This window comes from Phenylobacterium sp., assembly GCF_041920015.1.
Taxonomy (GTDB): domain Bacteria; phylum Pseudomonadota; class Alphaproteobacteria; order Caulobacterales; family Caulobacteraceae; genus Phenylobacterium.
This window is the reverse complement of record NZ_JAYRST010000054.1, coordinates 1-20,651: the sequence shown is the minus strand read 5'-3', so window position 1 is coordinate 20,651 and position 20,651 is coordinate 1. Positions and strand designations below refer to the sequence as shown.

17 protein-coding genes and 1 tRNA gene are annotated in these 20,651 nt (G+C 67.3%); 11 read left to right on the top strand and 7 right to left on the bottom strand.

Going from position 1 to position 20,651, the window contains the following annotated elements; genetic code table 11:
- Together lon and clpX are read right to left on the bottom strand one after the other, a co-directional pair.
- The coding region (lon, locus tag ACE3TL_RS11840; RefSeq protein ID WP_374578891.1) for an endopeptidase La at positions 1-1,978 on the bottom strand (1,978 nt) is incomplete at its 3' end.
- 281 nt (positions 1,979-2,259) lie between these two features.
- Positions 2,260-3,522: an ATP-dependent Clp protease ATP-binding subunit ClpX gene (clpX, locus tag ACE3TL_RS11835; protein ID WP_374532726.1), complete on the bottom strand. Its 1,263-nt coding sequence runs from the start codon at positions 3,520-3,522 to the stop codon at positions 2,260-2,262.
- 368 nt (positions 3,523-3,890) lie between these two features.
- Here clpX and ACE3TL_RS11830 point away from each other — a divergent pair, with 368 nt between their 5' ends.
- The 3 genes from ACE3TL_RS11830 to ACE3TL_RS11820 are packed head-to-tail and all read left to right on the top strand — an operon-like array spanning position 3,891 to position 5,173.
- Entirely contained in the window at positions 3,891-4,517 is a 627-nt protein-coding gene (locus ACE3TL_RS11830; RefSeq protein WP_374578890.1) for an HAD-IB family hydrolase, read from the top strand.
- 13 nt (positions 4,518-4,530) lie between these two features.
- Complete coding sequence (locus ACE3TL_RS11825) at positions 4,531-4,917, top strand: phosphoribosyl-ATP pyrophosphohydrolase (RefSeq protein WP_374578889.1); 387 nt, start codon at positions 4,531-4,533, stop codon at positions 4,915-4,917.
- A 1-nt stretch (position 4,918) separates the two neighbouring features.
- A complete protein-coding gene (locus ACE3TL_RS11820) occupies positions 4,919-5,173 on the top strand; it encodes a hypothetical protein (RefSeq protein ID WP_374578888.1) in 255 nt (84 codons plus the stop codon).
- Here ACE3TL_RS11820 and ACE3TL_RS11815 read toward each other — a convergent pair.
- The 3 genes from ACE3TL_RS11815 to tig all read right to left on the bottom strand — a co-directional run bounded on the left by ACE3TL_RS11815 (position 5,170) and on the right by tig (position 7,958).
- Entirely contained in the window at positions 5,170-5,667 is a 498-nt protein-coding gene (locus ACE3TL_RS11815) for a hypothetical protein (RefSeq protein WP_374578887.1), read from the bottom strand. The two genes, ACE3TL_RS11820 and ACE3TL_RS11815, sit on opposite strands and share 4 nt — an antisense overlap.
- A 44-nt stretch (positions 5,668-5,711) precedes the next feature.
- Positions 5,712-6,326, bottom strand: coding sequence for an ATP-dependent Clp protease proteolytic subunit (locus ACE3TL_RS11810; protein WP_374532721.1), 615 nt, complete (start codon positions 6,324-6,326; stop codon positions 5,712-5,714).
- A 273-nt stretch (positions 6,327-6,599) separates the two neighbouring features.
- Positions 6,600-7,958 (bottom strand): trigger factor, encoded by a 1,359-nt coding sequence (gene tig / locus ACE3TL_RS11805; protein ID WP_374578892.1) that lies wholly within the window; start codon positions 7,956-7,958, stop codon positions 6,600-6,602.
- Positions 7,959-8,150: 192 nt separating this feature from the next.
- Between tig and ACE3TL_RS11800 the strand changes: the two genes are divergently transcribed.
- Positions 8,151-8,235, top strand: a tRNA-Leu gene (locus ACE3TL_RS11800).
- 22 nt (positions 8,236-8,257) lie between these two features.
- Here the strand turns inward: ACE3TL_RS11800 and ACE3TL_RS11795 are convergent.
- The gene (locus ACE3TL_RS11795; protein WP_374578886.1) at positions 8,258-9,709 is read right to left on the bottom strand and encodes an NAD(P)H-hydrate dehydratase; all 1,452 of its coding nucleotides are present in this window, start codon (positions 9,707-9,709) and stop codon (positions 8,258-8,260) included.
- Positions 9,710-9,725: 16 nt separating this feature from the next.
- Positions 9,726-10,295 (bottom strand): histidine phosphatase family protein, encoded by a 570-nt coding sequence (locus ACE3TL_RS11790; protein ID WP_374578885.1) that lies wholly within the window; start codon positions 10,293-10,295, stop codon positions 9,726-9,728.
- Positions 10,296-10,705: 410 nt separating this feature from the next.
- Between ACE3TL_RS11790 and ACE3TL_RS11785 the strand changes: the two genes are divergently transcribed.
- From ACE3TL_RS11785 to ACE3TL_RS11755, 7 genes are all read left to right on the top strand, one after another.
- Positions 10,706-11,044 carry a P-II family nitrogen regulator gene (locus tag ACE3TL_RS11785; RefSeq protein WP_374578884.1) on the top strand — a complete coding sequence of 113 codons (339 nt, stop codon included), beginning with the start codon at positions 10,706-10,708 and terminating at the stop codon, positions 11,042-11,044.
- 36 nt (positions 11,045-11,080) lie between these two features.
- Entirely contained in the window at positions 11,081-12,493 is a 1,413-nt protein-coding gene (gene glnA / locus ACE3TL_RS11780; protein WP_374578883.1) for a type I glutamate--ammonia ligase, read from the top strand.
- Between the two features lie 150 nt (positions 12,494-12,643).
- Positions 12,644-14,956 carry an acylase gene (locus tag ACE3TL_RS11775; protein ID WP_374578882.1) on the top strand — a complete coding sequence of 771 codons (2,313 nt, stop codon included), beginning with the start codon at positions 12,644-12,646 and terminating at the stop codon, positions 14,954-14,956.
- Between the two features lie 94 nt (positions 14,957-15,050).
- The gene (parE, locus tag ACE3TL_RS11770; RefSeq protein WP_374578881.1) at positions 15,051-17,108 is read left to right on the top strand and encodes a DNA topoisomerase IV subunit B; all 2,058 of its coding nucleotides are present in this window, start codon (positions 15,051-15,053) and stop codon (positions 17,106-17,108) included.
- 205 nt (positions 17,109-17,313) lie between these two features.
- Positions 17,314-18,864 carry a DEAD/DEAH box helicase gene (locus ACE3TL_RS11765; protein ID WP_374578880.1) on the top strand — a complete coding sequence of 517 codons (1,551 nt, stop codon included), beginning with the start codon at positions 17,314-17,316 and terminating at the stop codon, positions 18,862-18,864.
- Positions 18,865-18,970: 106 nt separating this feature from the next.
- Positions 18,971-20,023, top strand: coding sequence for a GGDEF domain-containing protein (locus ACE3TL_RS11760; protein WP_374578879.1), 1,053 nt, complete (start codon positions 18,971-18,973; stop codon positions 20,021-20,023).
- An 81-nt stretch (positions 20,024-20,104) separates the two neighbouring features.
- Entirely contained in the window at positions 20,105-20,548 is a 444-nt protein-coding gene (locus tag ACE3TL_RS11755; RefSeq protein ID WP_374578878.1) for an enoyl-CoA hydratase-related protein, read from the top strand.
- Positions 20,549-20,651: the final 103 nt, after the last annotated feature.

Below are 20,651 nucleotides of genomic sequence, written 5' to 3'. Positions count from 1 at the left end.
CGTCGGTCTTCTCGAAGATCGGCGGCTCGATGCCGAACTGCGGCGCGCGGCTGCGGACATAGGAATTCGCCGCGGAGATCGACTCCTTCATCACGTCCTTCAGGTTGCCGGTAATGGACATGCGTCCCTTGCCCGGCATCTTGACCGCCTCGATGGTCAGGATGTCGCCGCCGAACTCGGTGTAGGCCAGGCCGGTGATGATCCCGACCTGATCTTCCTCGTCCGTCTCGCCATAGCGGTACTTGCGCACGCCGGCGTACTTGGCCAGCCGCTCATCGTCGATGGTGATCGACTTGACGCCCTCACGACCGAGGTCGCGGACCGTCTTGCGCGCCAGATTGCCCAGTTCGCGCTCCAGCGACCGCACCCCGGCCTCCCGCGTGTAGTAGCGGATCAGGTCGCGGATCGTGCTGTCGGGCACCACGAACTCTTCCGGCTTCAGGCCATGGTCCTTGGTCAGCTTGGGCAGGACGTGGCGCTTGGCGATCTCCACCTTCTCGTCCTCGGTGTAGCCGGGGATGCGGATGATCTCCATGCGGTCCAGCAGCGGCTGGGGCATGTTCAGGCTGTTGGCCGTGGTGACGAACATCACCGGCGACAGGTCGTAGTCGACCTCCAGATAGTGGTCCCCGAAGGTCGAGTTCTGCGCCGGGTCGAGCACTTCGAGCAGGGCCGAGGCGGGATCGCCGCGGTAGTCGCTGCCCATCTTGTCGATCTCGTCCAGCAGGAAGAAGGCGTTGGTCGACTTGGCCTTCTTCATCGACTGGATGACCTTGCCCGGCATGGAGCCGATATAGGTCCGACGGTGGCCGCGGATCTCGGCCTCGTCGCGCACGCCGCCCAAGGAGACGCGCACGAACTCACGGCCGGTCGCCTCGGCGATCGACTTGCCCAGCGAGGTCTTGCCGACGCCGGGAGGGCCCACGAGGCACAGGATCGGCCCCTTCAGCGAACCGACCCGGGCCTGCACGGCCAGATATTCGAGAATCCGCTCCTTGACCTTCTCCAGGCCGAAGTGATCTCGGTTCAGGACTTCCTCGGCCTTGCTCAGGTCGATGGCCTTGGTCTTGGCCTTGCCCCACGGGATCGACAGCAGCCAGTCGAGATAGTTCCGCACGACGGTCGATTCCGCCGACATCGGGCTCATGTTGCGCAGCTTCTTCAGCTCGCCCTCGGCCTTGGTGCGGGCCTCTTTGGAGAGCTTGGTCTTCTTGATGCGCTTTTCGAGCTCCAGCAGTTCGTCGCGCTGGTCGTCCTGCTCGCCCAGCTCGCGCTGGATCGCCTTCATCTGCTCGTTCAGATAGTACTCGCGCTGGGTCTTCTCCATCTGCCGCTTCACGCGGTTGCGGATCTTCTTCTCGGTCTGCATGACCGAGATCTCGCCCTCCATCAGGGCGTAGACCTTCTCCAGGCGCTTCACGACGTTGAAGATCTCGAGCAGTTGCTGCTTCTCGGCGATCTTCACCGACAGGTGGCTGGCGATGCGGTCGGCCAGCTCGCCGGGCGCGTCGACCTGGGGCATGGAGGCCAGCGCCTCGGGCGGGACCTTCTTGTTGAGTTTGACGTAGTTCTCGAACTGCTCGACGACCGCGCGCGACAGCGCCTCGGCTTCCGCCGACGCCCCGCCGTCCTCCGAAATGAAGGCGATCTCGGCCTCGTAGAACTCATCCTGCGCGGTGAAGCGCGAGATGCCGGCGCGGGCCTTGCCCTCGACCAGCACCTTAACGGTGCCGTCGGGCAGCTTCAGCAGTTGCAGGACGGTGGCCACGACGCCGACGTCATAAATGGCCTCGGCGGCCGGATCGTCGTCGTCCTTGTCCTTCTGGGTGGCCAGAAGGATCTGCTTGCCTTCGCCCCGCATCGCCTCTTCGAGCGCGCGCACGGATTTCTCCCGGCCCACGAAGAGCGGCACCGGTTGATGCGGGAACACCACGATGTCCCGCAGCGGTAGAATGGGAAGGGTCTTAATCTCGGACATGATGCGTTCTAACTCCTGCCGGCCCGTTGGAACACCAGGCTCGGCCCCGGACCGCAGTCACTTCAGACGATGCGCCTGAGTCGGACGGCCCGGCCGCCCTGCAAGGCGGCTTCTCGGCCCATTTATGTGGACGCTTCGATCCGGCATTCAAGCGCAGCCGCGGACGATGCGGCCAAGTGTCGGAAAAAGGCGGGGAAAACCCGCATCCAGCGCCGCCCGCTCCAATAAAAAGGCCCCGCGGCGCTGGTCCGCGGAGCCTTTTGAAGCCTATCGAGCCCGGCTTAAGCCGCGCCGCCCTTGTCGCGACGCTCGGCGTAGATGACCAGCGGCTGGGCGCGGCCTTCCACCACCTCGGCGTTGACCACCACTTCCTCGACCCCGTCATAGGTCGGCAGCTCGTACATGGTGTCGAGCAGGATGCCTTCCAGGATCGAGCGCAGGCCCCGCGCGCCGGTCTTGCGCTGGATCGCCTTGCGGGCCACCGCCATCAGGGCGTCGTCGGTGAAGGTCAGGCCGACGTTCTCCATGTCGAACAGGCGCTGGTACTGCTTGACGAAGGCGTTCTTCGGCTCGGTCAGGATCTTGACCAGGGCTGCGTCGTCCAGGTCGTCCAGGGTGGCGATCACCGGCAGGCGGCCGATGAACTCCGGGATCAGGCCGAAGCGCAGCAGGTCGTCCGGCTCCACCTGGCGGAAGATTTCGCCGGTGCGGCGGTCGTCCGGGTCCGACACCTTGGCCCCAAAGCCGATCGAGGTCCCCTGCCCCCGCGCCGAGATGATCTTCTCGAGCCCGGCGAAGGCGCCGCCGCAGATGAACAGGATGTTGGTGGTGTCGACCTGCAGGAACTCCTGCTGCGGATGCTTGCGCCCGCCCTGCGGCGGCACGGAGGCGACGGTGCCTTCCATGATCTTCAGCAGCGCCTGCTGGACGCCCTCGCCCGACACGTCGCGGGTGATCGAGGGGTTGTCCGACTTGCGGCTGATCTTGTCGACCTCGTCGATATAGACGATGCCGCGCTGCGCCCGCTCGACATTGTAGTCGGCGGCTTGCAGCAGCTTCAGGATGATGTTCTCTACGTCCTCGCCGACATAGCCGGCCTCGGTCAGGGTCGTGGCGTCGGCCACGGTGAACGGCACGTCGATGATTCGCGCCAGGGTCTGGGCCAACAGGGTCTTGCCGGTGCCGGTCGGGCCGATCAGCAGGATGTTGGCCTTGCCCAGTTCGACGTCGTTGTTCTTCGTCGCGTGGTTCAGGCGCTTGTAGTGGTTGTGGACGGCGACCGAGAGCACCTTCTTGGCGTGATCCTGGCCGATGACGTAGTCGTCCAGCACCTCGCGGATTTCCTTCGGGGTCGGCACGCCGTCCTTCGACTTCACGAAGGAAATCTTGTGCTCTTCCCGAATGATATCCATGCACAACTCGACGCATTCATCGCAGATGAACACGGTCGGCCCGGCGATCAGCTTGCGGACCTCGTGCTGGCTCTTGCCGCAGAAAGAGCAGTACAGCGTGCTCTTGGAATCTCCGCTCGCGGCCTTCGTCATGCTCGTTTCTCACTCTCTCGCCGACGTGGACCCTGGTCCTTGCCGGCGCTGGCCCGGGGCGTCCCTTACGCCATCGATGCAGGATACGTGCCCAGGGTTGTCTAATCCTTGACATTCCCCGATCCGAGCCGCGATCACAAGCCTTGGGCGCATTTCCGTGACATTTGGCGGCGGGGCGCCCGATGGCGGGCATGTCCGAATCCCTAGATGGGAATGTGTCGAAACGGCGCAAGAGCGGCTCTCGGGCCGCGGCTTGCCGGGCCGTCGCGGGGGGAAATCCGCTGTGGAAAAGGGCGGCGCGCCGCGATCTGCGGCGCGTTGGGGGATAGATGGCTAGATGGCGACTGCGGCGCATAGGCGGCTCGCAGATGGAAAGCTTGGACGATCGGGTGCAGGACGCCGGCGTGGTCGCGTTCGACTTCGACGGAACCCTGACCACGCACGACAGCTACACCGCCTTCCTCAAATGGCGGGCCGGACCGCTTGGCTATGCGCTGGGGCTCGTCAAGCTGGCGCCGGCCGCCCTCGCCTATCTCGGCCATCGCAACCGCGGACGGATCAAGGCCGCGGCCACCCGCGTGTTCCTCGCCGGGGTCACGCGCGAGCGGCTGGAGACCGACGCCCGCGCCTTCGCCGAACTGATGGCGCCGCGCATGCTGCGCCCCGACGCCGTGCGCACCTGGCGGCGCTGGAGCCAGCGCAACGCCAAGCTGGTGATCGTCACTGCTTCGCCGGAGATCATCGTCGCCCCCTTCGCCCGCGGCCTCGGCGCCGACATGCTGATCGGCACCGAGCTTTCCTTCGACGCCCGGGACCGCGTGACCGGCGCCTTCGCCACCCCCAACTGCCGGGGGTCCGAGAAGGTCCGCCGCCTGCAAGCGGTGTTCGGCGAGGAGGTCCGGCTCCGCGCCGCCTATGGCGACACCAGCGGCGACACCGAGATGCTGGCCATCGCCGAAGAGCCGGGCTACCGCGTGTTCCAGGAAAAGCCGTAAGGGGGGGGAAGCCATGAGGTTCAAGGTCGGCAAGCTGATCCGCGACCGCCTCCCGGCCATCATGCGCGCCCAGGGCCTGGCGGTGTTCGAGCGCCGGCTGGAAGAGGACGAGTTCCGCGCGGCCTTGCGCGAAAAACTCCTGGAGGAAGCGGCCGAGGCGCATGCCGCGACAGCCGACGAACTGGCCGGCGAACTCGCCGACGTGCTGGAGGTCGCCCGCGCCCTGGCCGGCGCCTACGCGATCCCTTGGGACGAGGTCGAGGCCCGGCGCCTGGCCAAGCGGGCCGAGCGCGGCGGCTTCGACGAGCGTATATTCAACGCTGCGGTCGAGGCGGCGGACGGCCTGCCCGCGGCGGACTACTATCTCGCAAGGCCCAGTCAGTATCCCCGCGAGGACTAAGGTGAAGCACGCAGGCCCCGCCGCCCTGGATCGATTGGAACCAGTGCTGGCGGCGGTGCGCGCCCTGCCCGGTCCGGTGGAGCGCAAGCGCGGCGTCTTCTATCTGAAGTCCAAGGCCTTCCTGCATTTCCACGAGGACCCCGCCGGCCTGTTCGCCGATCTGCGCGACACCCAGGGAAAGAATTTCGATCGTATCGACGTCACCGCCGAATCCGGCCGCGTGCAGTTGCTGGCCCTGGTGAAGGCTCGCCTCTAGCCGCCCGGCTTGGCCGACCACGGCGCGATCTGGCCAACGACGGTCAACGGCCGGTCCGCGGCGATCGCCTCCAATACGCCGGCCGATATCTCCGCGCCCGTGTGCCAGCGCGAGCCGCCCGTCTCCATGCGAAAGCCCAGCACCACCTGGCGCAAGGCGCAATCTGGCAGGCCGTCCGCAATGGCGGCCGCGCGCGCCAGCCGGTCGGGATGGGCCGGATCGCCCATGGCGCTGCCCAACACCTGGATCATCCGACCCCGCACCGCCTGCGCCAGCATGCGGGGCGCCGCGATCTTCAGGGTGTGGAACCAGGCGACGGCCAGGTCGGGCGGACCGCTCTTCGCCACCGCCGCGCCCAGCGCCGCGGCGAAACCCGCATCGTCGCGATAATCGCAGTCGAAGCCATCGCCAACCGTCGAGCTGGACGCCCGACGCGACAAAAGCGAAAGGCGCCCGCCGTCGCCGGCGAGCGCCTCCACAAGTCCGCTGAGCATCCCGGTCCCGCCGACGACGAGGACGTGGCCCGGCCCCACCGCGCCTAGTCCTCGGCGCGGCGCTCGATCACGTGGTCGACCAGGCCCCACTCCTTGGCCTCTTCCGGGGTCATGAAGGTGTCGGTGTCGAGCTTCTCCTCGACCTCTTCATAGCTGCGGCCAGTGTGCTTGGCGTAGATTTCGTTCAGCCGGCGCTTGGTCTTGATGATGTCTTCGGCGTGGCGCTGGATATCCGAGGCCTTGCCGTAATAACCGCCCGACGGTTGGTGGACCATGATCCGGCTGTTGGGCAGGGCGATCCGCTGGTCCTTCTCGCCGGCCATCAGCAGGAACGACCCCATCGAGGCGGCCATGCCCATGCACAGCGTCACCACCGGCGAGCGGATGTACTGCATGGTGTCGTAGATCGCCAGGCCCGACGTCACCACCCCGCCCGGCGAGTTGATGTACATCTGGATTTCTTTCTTGGGGTTCTCGGCTTCGAGATACAGCAACTGGGCGCAGATCAGCGCCGACATGCCGTCCTCGACCGGACCGTTCAGGAAGATCACGCGTTCCTTCAGCAGGCGCGAGAAGATGTCGAAGGCGCGCTCGCCGCGGCTGGTCTGCTCCACCACCATCGGCACGAGGTTCAGCGCGGTGATCTGCGGGTCACGCATAAAGGAAAGCCTCTCTCATTGATCGACTCTGCACGCAGAGCCGCGTTCCCCTCCGATATCGCGTGGCGGAGAGGCCAGCGCAAGGTGACCGATAGTCCTAAAGAAAATCCCTCCCGTCGCCGGGAGGGATTTCGTCGGTCTGGAAGGGACAGGAGCGCGGCTTAGAGCGCGTTAGGGCGAAGTGTAAGCGGTTCGCCCGCCCGAACGCGCTCTACAGGCTTGATTTAGAGCCCTTTTCAACGGGTTTGGTGTTCCACCAAACCCTAAAGGGCTCTAGGCGCCGTAGCCTTCCGGCATGTCGTCTTCCTTGAGAAGCTCGTCCTTGGAGACTTTCTCGTCGGTCACCGTGGCCTTCTCGACGATCAGGTCCACGACCTTGTCCTCGAAGATCGGGGCGCGAAGCTGGGCCTGCATGCCGGCGTTCTGGCGGAACAGGTCGAAGATCTGCTGGGCCTGCGAGCCGTAGCGCATGGCTTCCTGGCGCATCGCGTCCAGCAGTTCCTGGTCGGTGACCTGCACGTTGTTGGCACGGCCGATCTCGGCCAGCACCAGGCCCAGGCGCACGCGGCGTTCCGCGATCTTGCGATACTCGACCTGCAGTTGGTCGTCCGACTTCTCGGCGTCTTCCGGCGGCAGGCCGCCACGTTCCTTGTCGGCCTGGACCTGCTGCCAGATGGCGGCGAACTCGGCCTCGACCATCTTCGGCGGCAGCGGGAAGTCGTGCTTCTCGTCCAGCACGTCCAGCAGGGCGCGCTTCAGCTTGAATCGCGAGGCGCCGGCGTATTGCGCTTCGAGGTTGGACTTCAGCAGCTCCTTGAGCTTCTCCAGGCTCTCGATGCCCAGGCGCTCGGCCATGGCGTCGTCGGCCTTGGCCTCGACCGGTGCGCGCACTTCCTTCACCTGGGTGGTGAACTCGGCGTCCTTGCCCGCCAGGTTGGCGGCCTGATAGTCGGCCGGGAACGCCACCTTGACGATCACTTCGTCGCCCGGCTTGGCGCCGACGAGTTGTTCTTCGAAGCCCGGAATGAACTGGCCCGACCCCAGGGTCAGCTCGGTGTCGGCAGCCGAACCGCCTTCGAAGGCTTCACCGTCGATGCGGCCGACGAAGTCGATCAGCACCTGATCGCCGTCCTTGGCCTTCTGCGACTTGCCGGTGCGCGGCTCGTAGGTGCGGTTCTGCTTGGCCAGTTCCTCGACCGCTTCATCCACCTCGGCCTCGGTCGGCTCGTAGACCGGACGGGTCAGGGCGATCTTGGAAAGATCGGTCGGCTCGAAATCGGGCATGATCTCGACCGCCAGCTCGTAGGCCAGGTCAGCCTTGCCCTCGATCACCTGGGCGATGTCGCCTTCCGGCTTCAGGTCGGGCTCGGCGGCGGGGCGCAGGTTGTTGTCGGCCAGCACCTTCTGGGTGGTTTCCGAGATGGTCTGCTCCACGACCTCGGCCATCAGAGCCTTGCCGTGCAGGCGGCGAACGTGAGCCGCCGGCACCTTGCCTGGGCGGAATCCCTTGATGTTCAGTTGCGGCGTGATCTCGACGATGCGCGCCTCGAGGCGTTCGTTCAGGTCCGCTACCGGGACGGTCACGCCATAGACGCGGCTCAGGCCTTCGCCAGACTTTTCAACGATCTGCATCGACATTCTTGAACTTCCGCGGTGCGGCGCGGTGTGGCGCCGGCAGCTCCGCCTAAGGGTGGAAAAGGTATTCGCCGCCGAACGAGCGGCGGCGAGAGGGCGCTCTTATGTCATTTCAAGCGCGCCAGTCCAAGCGCAAAGGCGCCTCCGCGCTTGACGCGCGCGCCGCATTCGCCGATGGCAGGTGCCGATGCGGGTGTGGCGGAACTGGTAGACGCACTGGATTTAGGTTCCAGCGCCGCAAGGCGTGGAGGTTCGAGTCCTCTCGCCCGCACCAATCTGGCCCTCCGCCCGGGCCTTCAGGCCAGCCGCGATTCGTAAAGCCGGCGCAGCACCGCCGGCGCCAGTCCCGGCAGGTCCTCGGCGATCAGGCCTGGCCCATGCAGTTCCGCCGCCGCCGCATGGATCCAGGCCGCAGCGCAGGCCGCCTCGAAGCTTTCCATGCCCTGAGCGATCAGCGAGCCGATGAAACCGGCCAGCACGTCGCCGGTGCCGGCCGTGGCCAGCCAGGGCGAGCCATTGCTGTTGATGCATACCCGCCCGTCCGGCGCGGCGATCACCGTGTCCGCCCCTTTCAGCAGGACGATGGCGTCGGCCTTCTGGGCGGCGCGGCGAGCGGCGTCGATCCGCGTCCGCCCCTCCTTGAGCAATCCGGGGAACAAGCGCTCGAACTCACCGGGATGGGGCGTCAGCACGTCGTCGACATCGAGCACCGAGAACAGCTCCTCCGGATCGTCGCGGAAGACGGTGATCGCGTCGGCGTCGATCACCAGCGCAGCGCCCGTACGCGCCAGGGCCATGACGTTGACCAGGGTGTTTTCGGTGACGCCGGCCGCCGGGCCGATGATCGCCGCATCCACATGGGCCGCGGCCTGTTCCAGCTCGGCCTCGGTGTCGAAGCCCTTAAGCATCACCGCCTCGAGATGGGCCGCATTGACGGAAAGCGCCTCGCTGGGCGACAGGATCGTCACGAGCCCGGCCCCCATCCGCAGGCCCGCCCGCGCCGACAGCCGCGCTGCGCCCGTGCTCCACGCCTCGCCCGAGACCACCACCAGCCGGCCGCGAGCGTGCTTGTGCGATCCGGAGGTCGGCCAGGGAAAGTGCGCCAGCCAGGCTTCCGGCCCATTCTCGGTCATGAGGCTGGCCGTGGCGCCGAGCCCAATGTCGGCCACCACGACCTCGCCGCAAAGATCATGGCCCGGATAGAGCACGTGCGCGGGCTTCTTGGCGTGGAAGGTGACGGTCAGACCCGCCACCACCACCGGCCCTTCCGGCGCGCCGGTGTCGCCTGGCAGCCCCGAGGGCACGTCGATCGCCACGACCTGCTCGGGCCGCTCGGCCAGCTCAGCCGCCACCGCAGCCGCTTCGCCGCTCAACGGCTTGGAAAGCCCCGCTCCGAACAAGGCGTCGATATAGAGCCGCGCCTGCAGCGGCGCTTCAAATGGCGTCAACGTCCCGCCCCAGGCTCGGGCCGCGGCCTTGGCGTCCGGGCTGGCCGGCGGCGCCAACGCCCTGACCTCCACCGGCCAGCCGCGCTCGGCCAGCAGGCGGGCGACCACATAGCCGTCGCCGCCGTTGTTCCCAGGTCCGCAAAGCACGCAGACCGGGCGCGGCGTGAAGCGCTCGACGATGGCGTCGGCGACCGCCGCCCCTGCCCTCTCCATCAGGGCCAGACCCGGCGTTCCGGCCGCGATGACGGCCCTGTCGGCCGCGGCGATCTCGGCCACGGTGAGTATCTTGCGCGCGGTCACCGGCGTCCTCGCCCCCTTACAGCACCTGGGTGGAGGCTTCCGGCCCCCGGGCCACCAGCGTCAGGCGGCGGCCGTCCGTCTCCAGCACCGAAATCGACGCATGGTCCGGACGGTAGACGAGAACGCGCTCGTCGCCGGCGAGATGCGACATCACCGCATTGATCGCCACATAATGCGAGAACACCGCCGCTCCGGCGCGTGGAACCAATGCTTCCACCGCCTCCCGCCGCCAGAGGTCGTAATCGAGGTCGCCGCGGACATCCTTCCAACGCCCCTGAAAGACCTCGCGCAGCCAGCCGGGCCGCTCGGCGGCGCTCAGCCCCTTCGGCGTCGGGATTTCACCCACGCCAGGATCGATCTCGATCTCCACGCCCAGGGCCTGCGCGGTCGGCGCCGCCGTCTCGCGGCAGCGGCGCAGCGGCGAGCTGACCACCCGGCTCGGTCGCAGGTCGGGCGGCAGGCCCATCAGATAGTCGCGCGCCGCCTGCGCCTGGGCCACGCCCGCAGCGTCCAGGCCCGGATCGTCGTCGGCCTCGCCCCAGACGGCCGCGGGCTTGCCATGGCGGATGAGATAGAGACGCGTCATCGTTCGGAACCCGCAAAAATCGCGCGGCCTTCCTTAGCCGCAACGCTCGCCCCTGTCCTCGCCGATTAGCCCCTCCGGGCCGCCGCAATCTTCAGCAACCGGCGCAGACCGTTTTCCAACCGCCACCGCAGCCTGCTCTGAAAAGCCGGCCATATCGCGCCGATGCGATCACCTGCGGCCTTCCCGGGCCCGCCGCGCCGCTTCGAGGGTTCGCAAGTTGCGCTCCAGGGCCGGCCTGACTATCGGTTTGCCTCCCTGATCGCGTTTTGGGCGCCCGTCGCCTAAAATTTCAGCATTTGCATCACCGCATGCTTTCGGCGCGGAACCGCAGGCCCCTCCCCCTTGTGGCCCCGCCCCGGAGCGTGCTCGTAGCCGCAAGCCGCCCCGGCGGCCCCACGAGTGAGCCTGGCATGAAAAAGATCGAAGCCGTCATCAAGCCGTTCAAGCTGGACGAGGTGAAGGAGGCCCTGCAGGAGCTGGGCGTCCAAGGCATGACGGTCCTCGAGGCCAAGGGCTATGGCCGCCAGAAGGGCCACACCGAACTCTACCGCGGCGCTGAGTACGTCGTGGACTTCCTGCCCAAGATCAAGATCGAGGTGGTCGTGGCCGACGACCAGCTCGAGGCGGCGCTGGAAGCCATCGTGGGGGCCGCCCGCACCGGCCGCATCGGGGACGGCAAGATCTTCGTGTCGGAAATCACCGACGTGCTGCGCATCCGCACCGGGGAAACCGGCCCCGCAGCCGTCTGACGCCAATCATAGCGACTTCTTCAAGGGGATAAGACCATGGCCGTCACCGCCAAGGACATTCTGGATCTGATCAAGGAAAAGGACGTCAAGTATGTCGACGTCCGCTTCACCGACATTCGCGGCAAGATGCAGCACGTCACCTTCGACATCGACCTGGTGGACGAAGAGTTCCTGACCGACGGCACCATGTTCGACGGCTCGTCCATCGCCGGCTGGAAGGCCATCAACGAGTCGGACATGAAGCTGCGCCCCGACCTCGAGACCGCGATCATCGACCCGTTCTATCAGCAGACCACCCTCTGCCTGATGTGCGACATCGTGAACCCGGACACCGGCACCCCTTACAACCGCGACCCGCGCTCGATCGCCAAGGCCGCGCTGAACTACGTGAAGGCCTCGGGCATCGGCGACACCGTGTTCTTCGGCCCGGAAGCCGAATTCTTCATCTTCGACGACGTGCGCTGGTCCACCCAGCCGCATGACACCGGCTACTCGTACGACTCGACCGAACTGCCGATCAATTCGAACAAGGCCTATCCGGAAGGCAATATGGGCCATCGCCCGGGCCCGAAGGGCGGCTACTTCCCAGTCAACCCGGTCGATAGCTGCCAGGACCTGCGCGGCGAGATGCTGGCGGTCATGGGCGAACTCGGCATGAAGCCGGAAAAGCATCACCATGAAGTGGCGCCGGCCCAGCACGAACTCGGCCTGAAGTTCGACACCATGATCACCATGGCCGACCGGATGCAGCTCTATAAGTACGTCATCCACAACGTCGCGGCCGCCTACGGCAAGACCGCGACCTTCATGGCCAAGCCGATGTTCGCCGACAACGGCTCGGGCATGCACGTCCACCAGTCGATCTGGGCCGAGGGCAAGCCGCTGTTCGCCGGCGACAAGTACGCCGGCCTGTCGCAGATGTGCCTGTGGTACATCGGCGGCATCATCAAGCACGCCAAGGCGATCAACGCCTTCTCGAACTCGACCACCAACTCCTACAAGCGCCTGGTGCCCGGCTACGAAGCCCCGGTGAAACTGGCCTATTCGGCCCGCAACCGCTCGGCCTCGATCCGCATCCCGCACGTCGACTCGCCGAAGGCCAAGCGCATCGAGGCCCGCTTCCCGGACCCGATGGGCAACCCCTACCTCACCTTCGTCGCCCTGCTGATGGCCGGCCTGGACGGCATCATCAACCAGATCGACCCGGGTCCGGCCCAGGACAAGAACCTCTACGACCTGCCCCCGCGCGAGCAGAAGAAGGTGCCGGAAGTCTGCGGCTCGCTGCGCGAGGCCCTGGAAGCCCTCGACAAGGACCGCGCCTTCCTGAAGGCCGGCGGCGTCATGGACGACGACTTCATCGACGCCTACATCGAACTGAAGATGCAGGAAGTCATGCGCCTCCAACTGCATCCGCACCCGGTCGAATTCGACATGTACTTCGCGTGCTGATCGAAGCCGCCTGAAAGACCTGGCAGAGGCCGCGGAGCGATCCGCGGCCTCTTTCATTTGCGCGCCAAAGATTGACGGACGCCGCCCGGTCCTTCCTCATGGCGGACAATCCCGCCGTTCGACGCGGGAGCGTTCCAAGGGGGGACCGCCATGAAGACCTTGCTCGTGACCACCGCCGCCTGCGCGCTCGCCCTGGCGCTCGGGCCGGCCGCCCAGGCCCGCGGCTACGAGGCCCAGGTGGTCCGCACCAAGTACGGCGTGCCGCACGTCACGGCCAAGGACTTCGGCGGCCTCGGCTATGGCCAGGCCTACGCCTTCGCCCAGGACAACCTCTGCCTGCTGGCCGACAAGATCGTCACCGTGAACGGCGAGCGCACGAAGCACTTCGGCCCGGACGCCACCAACGTCGTGGCCTTCACCGACATCAAGAACCTCGAGAGCGACCTCTTCTTCCGCGCCAATATCGACATCGAGACCCTTCGCGCGAATTTCGCCAAGGGATCGGCCGACTATCGCGAACTGGTCGAAGGCTATGTCGCCGGCTTCAACCGCTACCTGGCCGACACGCCGCGCGAACAGCGCCAGGCCGACTGCCGCGACGCCGCCTGGGTGCGCGACATCACCATCGACGACATGCTGCGCCTGAACGAGGAGCGCATGATCCAGGCCAGCGGCGGCGCCTGGCTGCGCCAGACCAATGCGGCCGTTCCGCCCGCCGCCGCCGCGCCGGCCAAGGCCGCCGCCCTGGTCGGCCTGCCGAACATGGCCGAGCAGATCGGCCTCGGCTCCAACGGCTGGGCCTTCGGGCGCGAGGCCACCCGCAACAAGACCGGCCTGCTGCTCGGCAACCCGCACTTTCCCTGGGAAGGCACCAACCGCTTCTACCAGATCCACCTGACGGTCCCCGGCAAGTTCGACGTCATGGGCGTGACCATCGCCGGCGCCCCGGGCATCTCGATCGGCTTCAACAAGGACGTGGCCTGGACCCACACCGTCTCCACCGACCGCCACTTCACCCTGTTCGAGCTCAAGCTTGATCCCGCCGATCCCACCGCCTATCTGGTCGACGGCCAGCGCCACGCCATGGAACGGCGCGAGGTGACGGTGGACACGCCGGCCGGCCCGCGCGCCCACACCTACTATTCGACCCTCTACGGCCCGGTCGTCGCCATGCCCCAGGCGGGCCTGGCCTGGACCGCCACGACCGCCTACGCCCTGCGCGACGCCAACAGGAACAACAGCGCCTCGGCCGGAACCTGGCTCGATATCGCCCGCGCCCGGTCGGTGGGCGAGATCAAGGCGGCGATCACCGCCTCCCTGGGCATCCCCTGGGTCAACACCATCGCCGCCGACCGCAAGGGCGATGCGCTCTATGCCGACATCACCGCCACACCTAACGTCTCGGCCCAGAAGCTGAAGGACTGCGCCCCAAGCCCCGCGGCCGCGAAGCTGGCCGACGGCGCCCGCATCTACGTGCTCGACGGCTCGCGCGTGGCCTGCAACTGGGACGCGCCCGGCCTGATGCCCGGCGCCTCCATGCCGGCCGTGATCCGCCAGGACTACGTGGCCAACAGCAACGACAGCTACTGGCTGGCCAACGCCAGCGCCCCGATGACGCCCTTCGCGCCCATCGTCGGCCCGACCGCCGTTCCCCAGAACCTGCGCACCCGGTCCGGGATCGTCGAGATCGAGGCGCGCCTGGCCGGAACCGACGGCCTGCCCGGCAAGGGCCTCGACCAGGCCGCAGTGAAGACCATGCTGTTCTGGAATAAGAACCACGCCGCCGAACTCTTCCTCGACGATGTGGTGAAGGCCTGCGGAGACGGCGGTCAGGCCGCCTCGGCCGGCGGCAAGACGCTCGACATCGGCCAGGCCTGCGCGATCCTCTCCAAATGGGATCGCCGCATGGACAACGACAGCGTCGGCGCGATCCTCTGGGTCGAGTTCTGGCGCAAGGCCCAGGCCATCGCCGATCTCTACGCCACGCCCTTCGACCCGGCCGACCCGGTCCATACGCCTCGCGGCCTGAAGAGCGACGAGGCCACGGTCGCCAAGTTGCGCCAGGCGCTGGCCGGCGCCGTCGACGTCCTGCTGACCGAAGGCGTGCCCCTCGATGCGCCCTATGGAACGGTCCACTTCGCCGTCCGTGGTCAGGACAAGATTCCCGTCCACGGCGGGGAAGGCAGCGACGGCGTGCTGAACGCCCAGCAGGCGCGCTGGGTCCCGGCGGTGAAAGGCTACGTGCCCTATCACGGCTCCAGCTACATCCAGGTCGTCACCTTCGACGCCAAGGGGCCGGTCGCCGATGCGGTGCTGTCCTATTCGCAGTCGACCGATCCGGCCTCGCCCCACTACGCCGACCAGACCTGGCTCTACTCGAAGAAGGGCTGGCACCGCCTGCCCTTCCACCCCGCCGACATCGCCAAGGAGGCGGGGCCGGTCCTGAAGCTCAAGCAGGATTAGGGGTGGTCGCCCAGCCGCGACCGCCCCCCGCATTGATTTAGCGGCGGGCGCGATTCATATGGGGCGGTCTCGAATCGTTCCATTTTGCGGTCGCATGTCCCAGGCCCCTTCTCCCCAAGCCTCGCTCTTCGACGACGCGCTCAATCCTGCGCCGGCCGCTCCGCTGGCCCAGGCCCATGAGCCTCGCCCCGATCCGGCGGCGCTGAACGAGAAACCCGGCAGCGGCTATTCAGCCAAGGACATCGAGGTCCTCGAAGGCCTCGAACCGGTGCGCAAGCGTCCCGGCATGTACATCGGCGGCACCGACGAGCGCGCCCTGCACCACCTGTTCGCCGAAGTCCTCGACAACGCCATGGACGAGGCCGTCGCCGGCCACGCCAAGGTCATCGAGGTCCGTCTCGACGCCGACGGCCGCCTGACCGTCAAGGACGACGGCCGCGGCATCCCGGTCGACCCCCACCCCAAGCATCCGGGCAAGTCGGCGCTGGAAGTCATCATGACCGTCCTGCACTCGGGCGGGAAATTCTCCGGCAAGGCCTACGAGACCTCCGGCGGCCTCCACGGCGTCGGCGTCTCGGTGGTCAACGCCCTCTCCGAGCGGGTCGACGTCACCGCCTGGAAAGACGGCTTCGAGTGGCGCCAGTCATTCAGCCGCGGCAAGCCGCTGGGCGGCATCGAAAAGCTGAACCCGACCCGCAAGAAGGGCACGGCGATCAGCTTCCTGCCCGACGAGCAGATCTTCGGCGAAGGCTGCGCCTTCCGGCCGGTGCGTCTCTACCGCATGGCCCGCTCCAAGGCCTATCTGTTCGGCGGCGTCGAGATCCGCTGGACCTGCGATCCCTCGCGCATCCAGGATCAAACCCCGGCCGAGGCGACCTTCCGCTTCCCCAACGGCCTGGCCGACTTCCTGGCCGAGCGGGTCAAGAGCATCGAGACCGTCACCCCCGAACCCTTCGCCGGCCGCTACGAGCGTCCGGGCGAGACCGGCAAGGTCGAATGGGCCGTCACCTGGACGCCGGCCGGCTTCGGCGAGGCCGACGGCTTCATGCAGTCCTATTGCAACACCGTTCCCACGCCCGAGGGCGGCACGCACGAGGCCGGCCTGCGCGCGGCCCTGACCCGCGGCCTCAAGCAGTACGCCGAACTGACCGGCGAGAAGCGCGGCGGCGTCATCACCGCCGAGGATGTGGTCGCCCAGGCCGGCGCCCTGGTCAGCGTGTTCATCGCCAATCCCGAATTCCAGGGCCAGACCAAGGAGAAACTCTCCTCCTCCGAGGCTCAGCGCCTGGTCGAAAACGCCTTGCGTGACCCGTTCGACCACTGGCTGACCGCCCAGCCGAAGTCCGCCACCGCCCTCCTCCAGTTCGTCATCGACCGCGCCGAGGAGCGCCTGAAGCGCCGCCGCGACAAGGAAGTCGCCCGCGCCTCGGCCACCCGCAAGCTGCGTCTGCCGGGCAAGCTGGCCGACTGCTCGGGCCAGGCGACCGACGGCACCGAGATCTTCCTGGTCGAGGGTGATTCCGCCGGCGGCTCGGCCAAGCAGGCCCGCGACCGCAAGACCCAGGCGATCCTGCCCCTGCGCGGCAAGATCCTGAACGTCGCATCGGCTTCCATCGACAAGCTGACCGCCAACAAGGAGCTGTCGGACCTGCTGCTGGCGCTCGGTGTCCAGCCGGGCCGCAAGTTCAAGGAAGAGGACCTGCGCTACGAGCGCGTGGTGATCATGACCGACGCCGACGTCGACGGCGCCCACATCGCCTCCCTGTTGATCACCTTCTTCTACCGGACCATGCCCGAGCTGATCCGCGCCGGGCGGCTCTATCTCGCCCTGCCGCCGCTCTACCGCATGAGCCACGGCGGCAAGACCATCTACGCCCGCGACGACGCCCACCGCGAGGAACTGCTGGCCACCGAGTTCAAGGGCAAGAAGCCCGAGGTCGGCCGCTTCAAGGGCCTGGGCGAGATGATGCCGGCCCAGCTCAAGGAGACCACCATGGACCCGGCCACCCGGACCCTGGCCCGCGTCACCCTGCCTCGCGCCGAGGAAACCGTGGAAGACCTGGTCGAAGCCCTCATGGGCCGCAAGCCCGAGCTGCGCTTCCGCTTCATCCAGGAAAACGCCGAGTTCGCCGCCGACGACCTGGACGTCTAGGTCCGCTACAAGAAAGACCTCCGAACCCCGGTTCGACGCGAACCTGCAGCGTCACTTCGGCGTCCCTTGGCCGGCAAGGAATCAGAACGGGTTTGACTTGACGCTCTGCGTTCGTATCTTCCGCCTCGCGCGACGATCGCCGTCTGCGCCGCCGCGGTTCGCCAGCCCGTCACTTGGACCGGCCCTCCGCCCCCATTGCTGCTGAATGACCGAATTTTCTGAACTGGGCCTGTCGCCCGCGACGCTCCAGGCCGTTGCCGACACGGGCTACACGACCGCCACCCCCATCCAGGCGCAGGCCATCCCCGTCGCTCTCCAGGGACGCGACGTGCTGGGCATCGCCCAGACCGGCACCGGCAAGACCGCCGCCTTCACCCTGCCGATGGTCGAACGGCTGGCCGCCGGGCGCTCCAAGGCGCGCATGCCGCGCTCGCTGGTGCTGGCGCCGACGCGCGAGCTCGCCGACCAGGTCGCCGCCTCCTTCGAGAAATACGCCAAGGGCCAGAAGCGCACCCTCTCCTGGGCCCTGCTGATCGGCGGCGTGTCGTTCGGCGACCAGGAACTGAAGCTCGACCGCGGGGTCGACGTGCTGATCGCCACCCCCGGGCGGCTGCTCGACCATTTCGAACGCGGGAAGCTGCTGCTCACCGGCGTGCAGATCCTGGTGGTCGACGAAGCCGACCGCATGCTCGACATGGGCTTCATCCCGGACATCGAGCGCATCTTCAAACTGACCCCGGCCAAGAAGCAGACCCTGTTCTTCTCGGCGACCATGCCGCCGGAAATCACCCGGCTGACCAAGCAGTTCCTCAACGATCCCCAAAGGATCGAGGTCGCCCGCCCCGCCACCACGGCCGAGACCATCAAGCAGCACATCGTCCGCCTGCCGACCTCGGACCCGAAGGCCAAGCGGACCGCCCTGCGCATGCTGATCGAGCGCAGCGAGATCAAGAACGGCATCGTCTTCTGCAATCGAAAGTCCGAGGTCGACATCGTCGCCAAGTCGCTGAAGAAGCACGGCTTCGACGCCGGCGCCATTCACGGCGACCTCGACCAGACCACGCGGATGAAGACGCTGGAGAGCTTCCGCAACGGCGGCCTCAAGCTGCTCTGCGCCTCGGACGTCGCCGCCCGCGGCCTCGACATTCCCGACGTCAGCCACGTCTTCAACTACGACGTGCCGCACCACGCCGACGACTATGTTCACCGCATCGGCCGCACCGGCCGCGCGGGCCGCTCCGGCGAAGCCTTCATGATCGTCACCCCCGCCGACGCCAAGAACATCGACAAGGTGCTCAAGCTGATCGGCAAGGCTCCCGAAGAGGTGGCGCTCGAAGGCGTCGACTTCGCCGCCATCAAGGACGAGCGCCGCAGTTCCAGCCGCGACCGCAGCGGCGGACGCGAGCGAGGCCGGGACCGCGAGCGGGGCCGCACGCGCCCCATCGCCCCACACGGCGAAGTCGCGTCGATGGAGCCGATCGCCGCCACCCCTTCCGCTTCGGAAGCCGATGGTGAACAGCCCAAGCGCCGGCCCCGCAAGACCGCTCCGGCGCCGGCGCCGCTCGAGGCTGCGCCGCAGCCGCACGAGCCCGTCGAACGCGCGGAACGCGTCGAACGCCCCCGCCGTGACCGCGAGCGGGATCGCGACCGCGACCGCGACAGGCGTGACGACCGCGACCATGGCGTCGTGGGCTTCGGCGACGACGTGCCCGCCTTCATGCGGCGCGCGGCCCCAAAGGCGCCTTCGGCGGAATAGTTCCGCTTTCTGCGGGTTTTAACCGCTCGTTCGGCTCTCGACGTTATCCCTACCCATATCGGAGTCTTCCTTCGCGGAAGGCTTCGGGGGATTCGGGGAAGACAGAATGTCGGGCGAGATCGAGACCAAGCTCAGGGGGCCAGGCGCCTACACCCTGGCGCGCCAGACCATGGACGCCATGGAAGCGCACCAGGTCTGGCCGACAGCCGTCAATTTCGAACTCTGGGCCCACTATGTCGCCGCGCCCGACAGCGCGCTCGGCCGCGAGATCGCCAGGCTGCTCTCGACGGGCGAAGCCTTCACCGACACCCTGGCCGACGAACTGGCCGCAACCTACCTGCCCAAAGCCAAGCTCAACGACCAGATCCGCGACGCCGGCGACGCCCTGACCAAGGAACTCGACGCCGTCAGCCGCGCCATCGAGACCGCCCAGAAGTCCAGCGAAGCCTACGGCCAGACCCTGGCCGGCGCCTCCAAGTCGCTCACCCAGCACGATAGCGTCGATCTGAAGGAGACCGTCTCGATCCTCCTTGAAGCCACCAAGCGCGTCCAGCGCGAGAACAAGGCCCTGGAGCAACGGTTGGCGGAATCGACCTCTCAGGTCACCAAGCTGCGCGAGCACCTGGAGCAGGTCCGTCGCGACGCCACCACAGACGGCCTGACCAATCTCTCCAACCGCAAGGCCTTCGACGAGGAGCTTGAACGCGCCTGCGCCGACGCCCAGGCCCAGGGTCAGCGCCTGACCCTCGCGGTCATCGACATCGACCACTTCAAGACCTTCAACGACACCTGGGGCCATCAGACCGGCGACCAGGTAATCCGCTACGTCGCCAGCGTGATCGGCCGCGTCGGCGCCCCGCCCCGCTTCGCCGCCCGCTACGGCGGCGAGGAATTCGCTCTGATCTTCCCGCACGAGAGCGCGGACATCGCCGTCGCGGTGCTGGAGGAGATTCGCGAGGAAGTCTCCTCGCGGATGCTCAAGCGGCGCTCCACCAACGACGACCTGGGGGCCATCACCGTCTCTGCGGGCCTAGCCGAACTGCATGGCGGCGAAAGCGCCCACATGCTGATGGAGCGGGCCGACAGCGCGCTCTATGTCTCCAAGCGTTCGGGCCGCAATCGCGTGACCAGCGCCGAGGCGATCGCCAGCGCGGCCTGACCCCACCGCACGTTTTTCCCTCTAGCCTGACGCCAGGACATCCCTTCTTTAGTTCACAGATAGCGAACTTGAGGGGACGCAATGGCCTATTCGAAGATCAAGACCGCGGTGGAAGCCGGCGTCGGCGTCATCACCCTGTCCGATCCTGCGACCCTGAACGCCGCCGGCCTCGACCTGATGGACGAGCTGAAGCAGGCCTTCGAGACGATGAAGGCCGACGCCTCCGTCCGCTGTGTGATCCTCACCGGCGAAGGCCGCGGCTTCTGCTCGGGCGCCAACCTCTCGGGCCGCGGCTCCAGCGACGCCCCGCCCGATCCGGAAGGCCCCGACGCGGGCGCGTCCCTGGAGGCGGTCTACAATCCCTTCGTCAAATCCCTACGCGATTATCCCGTCCCCATCGTCACGGCAGTCAACGGCGTGGCCGCCGGCGTGGGATGCTCGCTGGCGCTGATGGGCGATATCGTGGTCGCCGCCGAAAGCGCCTATTTCCTGCAGGCCTTCCGCTGGCCTGCCCCCACGGGGTGATCCAGTTTCGATGTTAGTGCACAGCGTTTGCTGACGCCATGGTTGGGGTGGGCGAGCGCGCGCTTTCCGATCGAGCTGGCGCGGTCGCCCATGGCACGAGGGT

Excerpts from the sequence above, each read along its gene's own strand:
- tig (WP_374578892.1), bottom strand. The coding sequence starts at position 7,958 with ATGCAGATCGTTGAAAAGTCTGGCGAAGGCCTGAGCCGCGTCTATGGC.
- ACE3TL_RS11830 (WP_374578890.1), top strand. The coding sequence starts at position 3,891 with ATGGAAAGCTTGGACGATCGGGTGCAGGACGCCGGCGTGGTCGCGTTC.
- ACE3TL_RS11825 (WP_374578889.1), top strand. The coding sequence starts at position 4,531 with ATGAGGTTCAAGGTCGGCAAGCTGATCCGCGACCGCCTCCCGGCCATC.
- parE (WP_374578881.1), top strand. The coding sequence starts at position 15,051 with ATGTCCCAGGCCCCTTCTCCCCAAGCCTCGCTCTTCGACGACGCGCTC.
- ACE3TL_RS11755 (WP_374578878.1), top strand. The coding sequence starts at position 20,105 with ATGGCCTATTCGAAGATCAAGACCGCGGTGGAAGCCGGCGTCGGCGTC.
- ACE3TL_RS11785 (WP_374578884.1), top strand. The coding sequence starts at position 10,706 with ATGAAAAAGATCGAAGCCGTCATCAAGCCGTTCAAGCTGGACGAGGTG.
- ACE3TL_RS11760 (WP_374578879.1), top strand. The coding sequence starts at position 18,971 with ATGTCGGGCGAGATCGAGACCAAGCTCAGGGGGCCAGGCGCCTACACC.
- ACE3TL_RS11815 (WP_374578887.1), bottom strand. The coding sequence starts at position 5,667 with ATGCTCAGCGGACTTGTGGAGGCGCTCGCCGGCGACGGCGGGCGCCTT.
- ACE3TL_RS11775 (WP_374578882.1), top strand. The coding sequence starts at position 12,644 with ATGAAGACCTTGCTCGTGACCACCGCCGCCTGCGCGCTCGCCCTGGCG.
- ACE3TL_RS11765 (WP_374578880.1), top strand. The coding sequence starts at position 17,314 with ATGACCGAATTTTCTGAACTGGGCCTGTCGCCCGCGACGCTCCAGGCC.
- ACE3TL_RS11790 (WP_374578885.1), bottom strand. The coding sequence starts at position 10,295 with ATGACGCGTCTCTATCTCATCCGCCATGGCAAGCCCGCGGCCGTCTGG.
- glnA (WP_374578883.1), top strand. The coding sequence starts at position 11,081 with ATGGCCGTCACCGCCAAGGACATTCTGGATCTGATCAAGGAAAAGGAC.
- ACE3TL_RS11810 (WP_374532721.1), bottom strand. The coding sequence starts at position 6,326 with ATGCGTGACCCGCAGATCACCGCGCTGAACCTCGTGCCGATGGTGGTG.
- clpX (WP_374532726.1), bottom strand. The coding sequence starts at position 3,522 with ATGACGAAGGCCGCGAGCGGAGATTCCAAGAGCACGCTGTACTGCTCT.